This window comes from Candidatus Thiodiazotropha sp. AKAK3, from assembly GCF_058244645.1.
In genome coordinates, this window is record NZ_JBSYOQ010000079.1 from 70,080 (window position 1) to 82,702 (window position 12,623).

Consider the following 12,623-nt stretch of genomic DNA (forward strand, 5'->3'; position numbering starts at 1 on the left):
TCTATAAAGTCTACTATTACCCAGGACTTTACTAAGACTGAAGAATTAACTCAATATTGTGAGGACTAGTTCATTTCAGTAATCTGAAATCTATCATATTTGTCATCAGCAGTGACAATTTCATTTTTAATTGGTAGGCTGATAGTGATATGTAGGAAGTAAGTGTCAAGGAGGAGAGGCGCGGTGCGTTTCACATTATGGCTCCATACAGAATAACAGAAGTCGGTTTCGATCAACGCGAAGCGGTTTTTTTACGTACCACTATTGAGATGGCTTCCAGCTACGAAGTCGCAGAGTGGTTATGGGTTGGGGGCAGGGATGCTGATGTCATACTTGTAAATACAGACCGGGAAGAGTTCGCGGCAGAGTTCATTTCTGATAAATCTTCGTCAAGTAATTTTAGAACCATTCTAATTGGCTGTTCCTCTAACGACAAAATGCGAGACTCTTTTTCCTATACCCTGAAAAAGCCAATTTCCTACTCAGTGATTACAACTTTATTACTTGAGCTTGAGATCGAGCTGGCGCTAAGTGCAGTAGAGGAGACATCCTCCCCTATTACTGAAGAGGAAGAGGAGATCGGTCAAGAGGAGGGCGCTACTCTCTCTCTAAATAAGCAGATGTTTATTGGGGAAGGATCGCAACCTGAAATTGGTCATGTTTCGACCTCGCTTCCTATTGGTGATGATCAACTCCAGAGCACTCCTCACATCCCTGTCGATGAGGATAGTGACTATGATGTATATGATCTCTTAATGGATTCGGAATTCGATCATTTCCAGTCAGAAGGTTCAAAAAAACCAAGTAGCACTCCTCAACAAGTTAAAGACAAGCAGAGTGAAAAAACAGGGAAATCCCGCTGGATAGAGGTATACAGGAAAATGAGTCGTCCTCCGAGACGGTTTCATGAAAATAAGTATTTTCTTGGATTAATCAGAAAGCTGGTTTTAGTAGGAGATCCAACTGAAATAAGCCATTTCATTTACCCATCTGTCAGAATATATCCAGACCAACAGATCTTTGCTCATAAATCCTGCTATGGACTATCTCCTGAGTTATTCTCTGCGAGGGCTTTTGGATTTTCGAATCATGAACTTATCAAGCCTGATGAGCAGGTGCCTCCAGAAGGCTGGGATGCTCGACCACTGTGGTTGCTCTTCTATCTTGCAGCACTCTATGGATCTGGGGGAAGGCTGATGGAGAATAACACGACAGAGGATAGACTGAGCCTGACTTCAGAGCCGGATTTTGAGGTTGTTCCCCATGATCTGGACTATAGAAAAATAGCTGACTACATGATGACCATTGAGTCGCAAGATATCCAGAAAATTGCCGATGGTGCAGGGGTTAACGTCAAGACCGTAATAGATTTCTGTAACGCATGCCAAGAGATAGATTTAATTGACCGCACACCTTCTGCCCATTCTGAAGCTGAACTCTCTACAGAAATCTCAGTAAATGAGACACCGAAAGTCTTAATGTTTGGTAAAGCAGAGGTTGTAAAAAAGGGTATGCTCAATAGTTTTATATCAAAACTAAAAGATGCAGGATAAGACCCGGATAGTTCACTATTACATTATTAAACGGTTTCTAAATTATAGTCAGTGTCAACGGGCTTTATGTATCAACAGATAGTAAGAAAAGTAAGCAATGCGAATTTAGCGGCGGATGATTCACTAGACCAAAGCATGGATCACCTTGTTGAGCCCTCTCTGCTTCCGCAATCAAGCCAACTACTACCGGTTTTTCCCACAGTAGAGGGGGGTAATAGATTTTCTACATACCTTATAAAAAAGGTAAGGAGAAATCCCAGGGATTTACGTGCCCACGTTCAACGGACTCTGCTCTATCTTTCCATGGGCGATTCAGATGCTATATATGCGGCGTTAATTGACCTGTTTCTTATTCTGGGTAATCGCGGTTTGCATATAAGAAAGAACCTGCTTAGACAGGCATTGCCATCACTAAAAGAGAAGCAAGTGCGGTTTCTTTTGGTTCATTTGTCCCGTGGCCTGGATTCAAATATCTCCTTGCCGAAGAATACGGTATCGAGTTTATCCATAGGTCGCTCGGGACTCACTCAAATTGTAAGGCGGACAGCATCAGATTCTGGCGATTCAGATGCAAGCCCACTTGAACAGGCTGTGGAAATCCTCAAACAGAATGACTGGCTCACTGCAATGGTCATTCTTGAAAATGCCTTACATCATGACCCTGGCGATGAGGCTGTCTGCCGTGAACTGCTATCCCTCTATAGACAGCAGCAAACGCGCGAGGCCTTTTATAAAACCTACATGGGGCTTATTGGCAGAAGCCTTGCTTTACCGGAATTGTGGCTTGATACAGAGAAATTCTTTCTCGATTCAATGTCCTTGACTAACTAGGGCCTGTTAACTGGATTAGGTAGTGAACAATAACCATGTCTGAATATGAATTAGTTGAAGAGTTCTATCTGCTACCAACCTCGGCAGGTGCTTTCTATGCGGTTTCAGGCCGCGAGGATGAACCGGTCAGGCGGCTGATGTTAATTTTGTTAAAGCAGGAGCGAAGTCTAAAGGTAAATGCAGAAAGCCTTTGTGAGTGGTTAGAGCTCAGCGATGAACAGGAGGCACTGGCAATCCTGCATCGTGCACAAACACTCTCAATGGTTCAAGGTTTTAGAGAACCCCAGGAAGTATCAGAGTCTGGTGTCGGTCAGAAATTGACAAATATACTTCCCTGCTTGTCATCAATAGGTAAAGGTCTTCTGGTTGATTGGAATGGCCTTTCACTAGTCCATAGTGGGCTGGATGCAAATGCTGCTGACATACTCTCAGCCCTCAGCGCTGATCTGATCTCAGTGCAAACGCGTCACGCAGAACGGTTGTCAGAAAGTTTTGGGCTGGGTGCCCAGGGATGGGCTGCTGTGGATGCATATGGATCCAGCCGAGTAGGTGCATGGCCGCTATATGTCGGTAATGAACAGTTTTTGCTGGTGCTGCTTGGAGAGCCAAGATTGAACCAGCCTGAATTTATATCACTGGTTTGGATTCTGGTTAATCGATATAGCTAGTGGTTTTACTATCCACTTCATCGATAATTTACAGATGATATTTATACAGTCGATAGATTATTTTATCTCAATAACTCTCTAAGTTAGAATGGTGAGCCTGTTTCTACTGTTTTTTAATTGGGTTGCGGTAAACAGAAAATATTCAGGCCTCCTGGTTTACAACGGTATGCGTCAACGGTGTCGCAAGTGCAATGCCATGCCTGTCTGCTGTCTGCCAGATGATCTCCCGGAAGTGCTGACGAAGTTTGATCAGATTTCGTACATCCTTGGTGTAATAGTAGATCGCCCACTCAATAGCATGGTCAGCGGTATCATTGACCCGAACTTCAAGCTCATACTGCTTCTCAATATTGATGTCAGCGCTTTGTGTTATCTCCTCATAAGCCTCGTCGAACATCTCGCGCACCTTGCCAGCTTCCACGTCGTAACCAATCTTAAAGACCATTTTTTCACGTAACCCCTTGGCCGATGCGAATTTTGAAAGATTGTGGATTGTATAATCCCTGAATTTCGCATTCTTCAGCATAATGCGATGGTTGTTAACCAGGTTGAGGATCTCTGTATGGAACATCTTGGTCTTGTAGACCACGCCGATATAGTGTGTACCTTCAGTAATCTCAATCACATCCCCCTCTTCAGCCATGCCACTGTTGAGGATGATCAGGCCACTGAAAATGTCCGGTGCCCATGCGTTGTGAGTCAGTGCCAGAAAGACACCGATAAAGCCGATCACGCCTCCCGCCTCCAGCAGGCCGTTAAAGCCGAGAATCTGTACCACTGAAATTAATACAATGATGGAGATAAAGATTCCAGATAAGAGGGTCAACAGGCGGCTGTTGTAGGTCTCGACACTCTTTTTGACGCCATTGACCTCCCGTGATTTACCGAATTTGCGGCGTGCAATATAGCCGATGATGTGTGCGAAGAGATAACCCAGATAGATAACCACAAAGACAGATAGCAGTTTCAGGCCAATACCTCTCTCCCCTGTCGGCAGATAGAGGTGGTAGTAGCCGAATGAGAGAATAATCAACAGATTCAAGGCGCGGAAGACATGTACCCGATTGAGGCTGCGGTTTGTGCTGACATTGTCGTGATAGATCAGCTCGATGATTCGTCTGGCAAAAATCATCAGCACAATATTAACCGTGATAACAACGAAGTCGAGCAGGCCCAGGCGAGCAAGTATATCGGTATAGTTACCGATCAAACCTCTGAATAGTTCAACCATTGTATCCATAATCAAGCCCAGGAAAGTGAAGGCAGCATCGCAGAGGGAAGCATAGCTTTAGTTCATGCGATTGTCTCTCAAAAATAGTGTCAACAGTCCTAGTTGATCTAATCCCGCGACTATTATCGGCTCATAATCTTTGGCAGGGTAAAGTAATGAGATGACCTGTCAAAATCTGGATGCAATAGTTGTAGTTGCACTCAACGGAGAGCTATTGACCAGGAGTAGGTGTCATCCAAAACTAGAGTGACTCGTGTATCGTTATTGTTGGTGATATATTATTTGAATCAGAGATATATCACGGCTGAAATGTGCAATAAATTAAGAGGGCAGAACTTTTTTTTTTATTTATTGGATTCAAGTTTATCGTTGTTCTGCTGTTCGAGAGTGCAAGCAGTTCTACCTTTGCGATCCATTTAAATCACGACAAAACCGGGTAAATTACCCTGCGATCGGTCTACTCAGTCGATAACAGTTTGTCGCGATGACTGAGATAATCGGTTACATTGGCTCTGAAAGTGGCACTTGGAGAGGCGACCCGCTTATTGGGTTTTCTGTTTTGGACGCAGATATCAGTTCTGTCCAGGTTGGTGAAACAATAGAATTTACTCGTAGTGTCAAATGAAATTGAATTATAACCATCGCTCCTGAGTCATGGATCTGATGCAGGTTAAATGCAGGAAAAGGATATGCAATATTTCTCAAGATATTTTAAGCCACTCCTATTAAGCATTCTGCTCATCATCGTAGGTTGCGGTGGTGGTGATGATGATGACAGTAATGCCAGTAACGATCCTCCTGTCGATACACGCCCCTTTCTGATGGGCTCTACGCCTTTCTTTACCAGCCATGATGGAAGTAATGCCACCTTTCCTGATTGGCGGTTTGAGAATCTTAACGACCGGGATCTGATATCTCTGCATGTGGATGATTTTTGGGGCGTGCCCTGGGACTATTGCGATGCAACTTCCTGTGCCAATCTTCCCCAAACCTGGGTCGAACAGTGGCAGCAATTGGCGGACTCAGCTCATGCAACGAGTAAACCCCTCTACCTTACTATCTCACCCTTAGGTGATCGTAAGGTATTGGCGCCTAACGTTCTATCGGATGGTACAACTCACCCCAATTGGAATACCAATATCGACAGTGAAGGATGTTATCAATTCGCCACTGATGATCGTGCCGAGAACTATAAAGCATCTTATATCACCTATCTTAAATATCTTGTCGATCTTGTAAACCCGGACTACATGAGCCCCGCGGTCGAAATGAATATGCCCTTCACCAGTTGTCCGCAACAAAAAGCAGCCTGGATCTCCTGGTATAACGATCTCTATTCAGCTTTAAAAGAGGCCTATCCGCAACTGGTTGTTTTCCCAACCTTTCAACTCGATTACATCTACGGCAATACGAATGAGCCGAGTGCTGAATGTGCACCGGGCACCATGGCCGACTGTTTTGATAGACGTCTGCTTGAAGTGTTGGTGATAGCCGGTGACCGCATTGCTTTCTCCACATATCCTTCCGGTTGGGTCTACCATGGAGATTTCAACCACAGCTTTCCTCGGGACACATTGAGCAAGGTTGCTCAAGCAACCTCCCGCAAGATCTGGATTTCAGAGACTGGATGGTTGGCTGAACCTCTACTGAGTAGCTATAAACATAGTACGGATGGTAGTTGTGGTAGTGAAATCTTACCGGCAACGCTTGAGATTCAAGGCCTGGGCACAATCGATGTAGCCAATGAAACTGCTCAGAATGCCTATATGACCTGGTTACTTGAGAGCGCCAAAGAGAATAATCTTGAAGCGGTTGTCTGGTGGCTCAACCGTGATTATCTCGATGATGCGGTGACAGGTGATGGCGCCTGCCCCTGCGCTCCCTCAGGTAATAGTACCTGCCTTCTGCTGGATGATTTTTACGCAGCCGGTGGGGATTACATCGAAGGTCTATTGCGCCTGTTTGGCAATATGGCCCTACGTCGCTACGATGGTACTCCTAGACCAGCTTGGACGACCTGGCAAGCCTACCTCAATAAAACCTACCAACCCTGATTGGCATGACTGATTCTGGCCAAACACTACTTACACTTGATGCTCTTATACAGTTTGATGCCTTTTTTACGTTGTGCTTATATAACCTTTAGATTGCGTTTCATACGCTTCTGATCAGCAGAACTCTGCCCCTTCTTCAACTTGGCTTTGATTGCCATCTGCTCTTGGTTGAGAGTAAGCAAAAATACAGGGTAGGTTGGGGCTCTTCTATTTAAGGGGACAAGCAATTAATAGATATGTCCTCAAGGCTATGGTCAATTGCCTCCGTGACGATTGTCTGTCTATTTATCATTTTTTGCGACAATAAATATTGAGTCATTTTCCTCGAATTCCGAGTATTCATAGGTTTCGAGAATGGTAAAATATTCAGAAACCAAACATATCAACTTATCCCGATCATGAAATACGAACAGCATCCCTTCCATTGAAAACTCTTTATCCCCTAACCAGAATGTATGAGCGAAAATCCCGTTTGGTGTAATCACCTGTTGCTGTCGTTTTAATGATTTTTTTAAGTTGTTCCGAGCCAGGAGATGCAATACCTTATTTGAGAATATACATTCGTATGTTACGTTCGTTTCTATCAAAACGGCATCTAACTTCTTAAATGGTATGTCACTGAATTTCTTTCTGCACCTTATAAGGAATTCTTCAGATAGATCTGAACCTGTGACCCTATAGTTCTTTTGAAAATAATGGATATCGTTTCCTGGCCCACTGCCTAATTCCAATAAGCTTGCGTTTTTAGTGAGATGCCTGTCGAGAACCATGTATATTTCTGTGCCATCATATTCATCACACATTTTTTCGTATTCATCGACTTTCGACGGGTCGTTATAGAAATCCACTTATTCCTCCTGGCTATGTTCTAGGATGGTGTAAAGAGTATAGCCAGGTCGAGCAGACTATTCACAAGTCAGGAGAGCAGGCTCTCAGAAAGTTGCGCCTCGATCTTTAGCACCAGGTAAGGTAATTGTTTCCTCACTTTAATCGCCCACTCAAGCAGCAGGATCAGCCAAAGATCAATCGGACTTCCCACTAATGTAATGGTTGTTCTCTTGTTAGGGGTCACCTTGCGGAGCAAGGGTGTTTTGTTGTCCCCACATTCAGCGTGGGAACAACAGTGATCACATGCCTGACGTGCAGTGGGGGAGCCAAACATAGCCGGTTCCCGGTTTGTAGGGAGAGGAGAGATCAACAGTGTCGGTGACAATTGTGCGAGGATACCAACTCAGTACCGAGGTACAGACTCCTTCCTCCCACTCTATTTCGGCGACTGCATCAATAGTCCCATCAATCGCTTCATCTATCTGAGTTGTAATCTTTTGTCCGTTGTCATCATATTGAAATAACCAACCATAGCGATCGCTAAATATGCCCTCAGCAATATTGTTCATGTAGGCTGGTTGGTTGTTTGCAGTATAACCAAACTCATATGTCCTACGATAATCGGGTAGTGAGGGAGAGGTGTCGACAATTGTATTGGGTCGTCCGTTGGTCAGATAAGTATAGGTTTGGTGGGAGACCTGATTGCTGCTGGTCATGGTTTGTTGGTTTGTGATTACATAACCGGAGTCGTCATATCCGATCTCGTATTCCTGCATCGGTGTGACCTCGTTATCGAGTGTCATGGTATGTCTGATCAAGCGTTGTTCAGAGTAGGAGAGTGTATGGCTGTATTGTGAAGTCACCGCACCGGTCTCATCCTCCATCGTGACATCCACCTGTGTGATCAGATTGTCATCATTGAAGGTATAGATGGAAGTGTCACGGCTTTCGCTGGTGACTCCTACCCAGGTCTGCAGACGGCCATCGGCATCATAGGTATAAGTGATTGTTTCATCTATAGGATCAAGCGCGATTGAATTTGATAATGTACCAGCAAGCTCAGTATCTTCAGTTCCATCGTCGATGTAGGAATAGCGCTCCTCGATGATTCTTCCATCGGTGTCGTAGGTGTACTCCCTTGTCCCTTCGAATACACCGTTATTGTCGAAGTCGTATCGTATACGAGACACTCTGATGTTGGTTTGACCTGAATCAGTGTCATCAGTCGTTGAGCCGTCATCGGTGTTGTCTGAGCTGTTATCGTCTGTTGGAGTCTCATCACCACCTCCACCTCCGCCGCCACAGGCGGGCAGTATAGTTAAGGGTAAGATGATCATGGCTGAATAGACCAGTTTCAATATGAGTGTATAAAGATGTTTCAACACAAAAAACCTCCTGACTGTATCCAGTGCTATAAATTCCTTTATGTAACTAACGTCCGTAATATGGTTTACATTATAGAAAAGCTAAGCTCACTCTCTTGAAGTGTTACCTAGTCAGAGCTTATGCACAGACGGGAATCATTTGAAAAAAACTCAAACATTACACATTTTTATTCAGTGCAGATTAAATGGCTGCTGTAAGAGTATAACGCGCTGGATTATAATTTGAATAGTGTAATTAAAAAAGCACCATAACAGCAGTTGGTTTAATGGTTGTAATATTAGAAACTATTATAGTAAATGCCCAGATAATGGTTGTCTTTTCTGAAAGTAATGGTGGACGCTCTGTCTACTCTATAATTCCATTTTGGTCAGATGGTTCTGACGGCATTTTATCCAAAGTTGTACACCACTATGTGGGATATTGTTGGAGCTGAACCGCTCGCTGAGGCACGTCTGAGTGGGAGTGAGCTTGATATCGAACTGAGAGATAAGAGTAATAGAGATGGGATATAGGTTGTCGCAGACAAATTATCGATGTTGAGAATTAGCCTATTTAAGTAGCGGGCAATCAGTGTTTGGATGATGTTGTAGTTTATCCTAATCAATAGCAAGTGGGTGGTCTAGAAAAACTTGCGGATCTTCGCAATAGCAGAATATTACGAAGATCCGCGAAGCGTATCGGTTCAACTGGACCAATCACTCACAGGCTACTGTTTGATTTTTATACCCTGATCTGCCGATGATGGATTGTCAGAGTTATCCAGTTTGCAATCACTACGAAAGAAGGCCCAGCTATCGCACTTTTTATTGGTTTTAGGATTGATACATAGATACTTTGTCGGTATGCCGTTTTCAGTAACCGCTACAGCATCAAATCCTGCATCCTTGCAGAACTGAATCGAGCTGTCTGGCATGTTTGATTTCTTATCTGTACCACTGTTCGTTTGGTCTGCCGGGGGTTCCGTGTTTTTTGTCGAACATCCGGCAGTTGCTACTACTATACTCAGAGTCAGGTATAATTTGAAACTACTTCGTGTCATTTTCAGAGTCCTGATCTAAAGGCATTTTTGTGCGGTTTGACTTCGGTGTAATTGCCTGGTCTGCAGATTTTACAACCTTATGATATCTCTTTTCACCGGACATGATGCCAGTCTGTTGCTCCGTGCCAGGTTTATCACTTTCCAAAACTGTCATGGTGCGTGTGCCATCTGCTTGATCAGCAATCCTTACCTTGGCCATGAGTACGTTAGTATCAGGGATGCGGCGTCCATTATAAGAGTGCCGAATATTTTCACCTGTGCCGTCAAAGGCCGTCGCCTGCATATCACTGCTGCTGTCAGAAGCAAGTTTTTTGGTTGCTCCCTGCTGATCCTCTATTAATGGGCGAAAACTGCTATTAGTCAACGTTACTTGAGTGTTGCCAATTGAAAGATTGTTAATCTCATTGGACTCCTCTTCATATCCTTGGTCATCTACCCAGAGTGATATGTTGTAGGTGCCGCTTGGTATTGGATCTCCGTTTACATCGGTGAAAAGGTCAAAACTTGCTGCACTGTCCTCGTCTCTATATACGGACCCCCCTGGTTCCAGGATAAAATTAGCATGCTCGTAAAAGAGATAATATCCGCCTTGGCTGGTATCTTCGCCAATGGTCAGTATCAGATTAATATCCCAGTCGGTGCGGGTGGTTGCTGCATCACCATCGTTGTAGACTGTATACTCCAGCAGGCCGTTACCGGAACTGTCCCATGAGGCCCACCAGTAATCGATCGCAATATCGGGCAGTGAGGAGGAGTCGATGTGAACCTGACCGTCACCAAATGATTGATTGTCTAGTTCATCACTCTCCTCGACCTCCTGCAGATCATCAACCCAGGTCGCTATGTAGTAGTCGCCAGGTGGCAGGTTTTGCGGCAGTTTAAAATATCTGGGATTGGATTCATCTCGTGCTGCGCTGCCACCTGGTGTCAATGTCTCTGGAATCTCTTCGTAGACAATATACCAGTCAGAGCTATCGATCTGATTGTCGGTTGATAACATCAGGTTTACGTCCGCACCCATTGGTGCATCAGCGGTGCCACCATTGATAACCTCCCACTGCCAAGTGCCTTGACCACCTGCCTGGGTGTCATAATTGAGTTGCCATTGGACAATTTCCAGATTGGGAAGGTCACCGTCGGTGGGGGGTACAACCGGGTCCACATCATCATCGGTGTTCTCACCGGTATTTGAACCATCGGTTAAAACAAAAGCCTGGGTCATGACGCTGCCAATCATGTTATAGGGGAGCCAGAAAAAACCGTTATCGCCCCAACCTGTTCCCCAAGAGTTTATGATCTTGAAGGCCCCGCCATACTGATTATCGTCATATCCGACCAGGGTCACAGCATGGCCACCTGATGGTTCTCCGGTGGTGGAGTTATAAACCGAGTTCGGACCATTTAGACGTTGCAAGTCATCATAGACGATGATTCCAGCGACCACTGGACTTCGGTTTGCCAGGGCTGCTTTCATCTGCTGTGCGCTGGTAATGGCGCGATATTCACTCGCTCGATAGTTGGCTGCTTGAGATATTGCCTGTTGTGTGGGTTGCCTGGTGAAGTTGGTGTTGTCGTAGGGCATGTTCTGCCAGGTGGCAGCACCGCGATTGATCATCAGTTCGAAGGCCTGGTCGATACGTGAGCCCCTATCCTCACCACCATTGATCTGATTGTAGACCCAGGCCGGGCTGAAGATGGTTGCCTCGGAGAAGGCCCACTGCTCTTCGACCTTTTCGTGATAGGACTTCAATGCATACCCAGTAGCCCAGCCGACGCAGCTACCCTGTGTGCCCTGGTTTCCCGGTTGCGGAAAGTTTCCAGAGAGATCAATGGATGCTGGCAGGCTCGGGTCATCTCCCAGGGTTGAACCAAATCGTTCGCCATCAAAGAAAGCAAGTTCCAGGCGACCATACTCTTCAGCAGGAATTTCGTTTGCCCCAGTACCATGTCCCTCCAATACCCCAATGGATATGGTGACTTCAGCAACGTTACTGAAAAGCATGCCGTCAGAGACCTTGTATGGTATGACAATGGTATCTGTGCCATCGTTTTTCAGGACGGCATAGAGATCACCAGTGTTGGGGTTCACAAAGGCACGTTCGTACCCTGGGCCTTCACTGGAGGTCTCCATGGAATAGGAGAGAATGTCGTGGTCTGGATCGTTACCGATTAGCTTAATATTGATATAGGGGCTTTCGATATTGCTCGATACCGAGACGTCATCAGCGGTCGGTGCTCTATTTGTAGTTGGTTCCGGATCATCCTCATCATCCCCGCCGCCACAGGCCGAGATGGTCAGTATCAGAGCTAAATAAAATACGAGCGTGTTTAGATGGTTCCATCGATTCATCTTTGCGAACTCCTTTTCTTGATTGTCTGGCAGATGAAATGGGATGAAAACAGGGATAAGCAAAGATATCTAGCTAGGGATTTCCCTAGTGCAGGTGTTCAATTCTGTGGCATGAATGTCGATTATTCAGAGGTAGATACAAGAGCCACTGAAAATACCAATCCGAATTTACTGAATGAGGCGTTTTTAATTAATCGTCTTTCATTGATTTTTTATGCATACTCAAAAGTATGAGGAACCAGAGCCGAATAGCCAAACTGTAGCAGAAATGGGTACAGGTGAAAGAAACATTGAGGGCAGTCACCATTTATTTAATGTAGGACGTAGAATGTGGTCAGGTACGAACCGCATCAATAACAGAATGCAGCGAACACTGCAGTTAAAACATTTGATTGAAGACTGCCGCCATTTGAAAACACCACTATCATGAGGTAAATTCCCGAGACACATGGAGTGAACTTAAGCCAAGGAGCCGGCGATGACGATATCGCGCAAGCAACAGATCTGTCTTGATGAAACCCCCTATTACCACTGCATATCCCGCTGTGTACGTCGCGCCTTCCTGTGCGGAGAGGATGAGTTAACCGGCCGAAGCTACGAACACCGTAGAGAGTGGATCGTAGAAAAGCTCAAGCAGCTCGATGGAGTGTTCTCAATCTCTATCTGCGCCTATGCAGTAATGC

Annotated in this window: 9 protein-coding genes and 1 pseudogene; 5 read left to right on the forward strand and 5 right to left on the reverse strand. The window is 45.1% G+C overall.

The window, feature by feature from the left end; translation table 11 throughout:
* Positions 1-197 precede the first annotated feature (197 nt).
* The 3 genes from AC4IE7_RS21765 (at position 198) to AC4IE7_RS21775 (ending at position 3,052) form a co-directional block, all read left to right on the forward strand.
* The gene (locus tag AC4IE7_RS21765) at positions 198-1,553 is read left to right on the forward strand and encodes a hypothetical protein (RefSeq protein WP_490778989.1); all 1,356 of its coding nucleotides are present in this window, start codon (positions 198-200) and stop codon (positions 1,551-1,553) included.
* Positions 1,554-1,688: 135 nt separating this feature from the next.
* Positions 1,689-2,384 carry a type IV pilus assembly protein FimV gene (locus AC4IE7_RS21770; protein ID WP_490778990.1) on the forward strand — a complete coding sequence of 232 codons (696 nt, stop codon included), beginning with the start codon at positions 1,689-1,691 and terminating at the stop codon, positions 2,382-2,384.
* 35 nt (positions 2,385-2,419) lie between these two features.
* Positions 2,420-3,052 (forward strand): hypothetical protein, encoded by a 633-nt coding sequence (locus AC4IE7_RS21775; protein ID WP_490778991.1) that lies wholly within the window; start codon positions 2,420-2,422, stop codon positions 3,050-3,052.
* Positions 3,053-3,194: 142 nt separating this feature from the next.
* Here AC4IE7_RS21775 and AC4IE7_RS21780 read toward each other — a convergent pair whose 3' ends face one another.
* Positions 3,195-4,283, reverse strand: a complete 1,089-nt coding sequence (locus AC4IE7_RS21780; RefSeq protein ID WP_490778992.1) for a hypothetical protein — start codon at positions 4,281-4,283, stop codon at positions 3,195-3,197.
* A 689-nt stretch (positions 4,284-4,972) separates the two neighbouring features.
* On the opposite strand from AC4IE7_RS21780, the gene AC4IE7_RS21785 reads away from it, so the two are divergent.
* Positions 4,973-6,337, forward strand: coding sequence for a hypothetical protein (locus AC4IE7_RS21785; protein ID WP_490778993.1), 1,365 nt, complete (start codon positions 4,973-4,975; stop codon positions 6,335-6,337).
* Positions 6,338-6,618: 281 nt separating this feature from the next.
* Here AC4IE7_RS21785 and AC4IE7_RS21790 read toward each other — a convergent pair whose 3' ends face one another.
* From AC4IE7_RS21790 to AC4IE7_RS21805, 4 genes are all read right to left on the reverse strand, one after another.
* Positions 6,619-7,185 carry a class I SAM-dependent methyltransferase gene (locus AC4IE7_RS21790; protein ID WP_490778994.1) on the reverse strand — a complete coding sequence of 189 codons (567 nt, stop codon included), beginning with the start codon at positions 7,183-7,185 and terminating at the stop codon, positions 6,619-6,621.
* Between the two features lie 279 nt (positions 7,186-7,464).
* Positions 7,465-8,550: a hypothetical protein gene (locus tag AC4IE7_RS21795; protein WP_490778995.1), complete on the reverse strand. Its 1,086-nt coding sequence runs from the start codon at positions 8,548-8,550 to the stop codon at positions 7,465-7,467.
* Between the two features lie 707 nt (positions 8,551-9,257).
* Positions 9,258-9,464, reverse strand: a complete 207-nt coding sequence (locus AC4IE7_RS21800; protein ID WP_490778996.1) for a hypothetical protein — start codon at positions 9,462-9,464, stop codon at positions 9,258-9,260.
* Between the two features lie 112 nt (positions 9,465-9,576).
* A complete protein-coding gene (locus AC4IE7_RS21805; protein ID WP_490778997.1) occupies positions 9,577-11,940 on the reverse strand; it encodes a C1 family peptidase in 2,364 nt (787 codons plus the stop codon).
* A gap of 478 nt (positions 11,941-12,418) precedes the next feature.
* On the opposite strand from AC4IE7_RS21805, the pseudogene AC4IE7_RS21810 reads away from it, so the two are divergent.
* Positions 12,419-12,623 (forward strand): annotated as a pseudogene (locus tag AC4IE7_RS21810) (alpha-amylase family glycosyl hydrolase); the annotation flags it as partial.

What these genes read in the sequence shown, in the direction of transcription:
- AC4IE7_RS21805 (WP_490778997.1), bottom strand. Translation starts at nt 11,940, where the DNA reads ATGAATCGATGGAACCATCTAAACACGCTCGTATTTTATTTAGCTCTG.
- AC4IE7_RS21770 (WP_490778990.1), top strand. Translation starts at nt 1,689, where the DNA reads ATGGATCACCTTGTTGAGCCCTCTCTGCTTCCGCAATCAAGCCAACTA.
- AC4IE7_RS21765 (WP_490778989.1), top strand. Translation starts at nt 198, where the DNA reads ATGGCTCCATACAGAATAACAGAAGTCGGTTTCGATCAACGCGAAGCG.
- AC4IE7_RS21800 (WP_490778996.1), bottom strand. Translation starts at nt 9,464, where the DNA reads ATGCCAGACAGCTCGATTCAGTTCTGCAAGGATGCAGGATTTGATGCT.
- AC4IE7_RS21785 (WP_490778993.1), top strand. Translation starts at nt 4,973, where the DNA reads ATGCAATATTTCTCAAGATATTTTAAGCCACTCCTATTAAGCATTCTG.
- AC4IE7_RS21775 (WP_490778991.1), top strand. Translation starts at nt 2,420, where the DNA reads ATGTCTGAATATGAATTAGTTGAAGAGTTCTATCTGCTACCAACCTCG.
- AC4IE7_RS21780 (WP_490778992.1), bottom strand. Translation starts at nt 4,283, where the DNA reads ATGGTTGAACTATTCAGAGGTTTGATCGGTAACTATACCGATATACTT.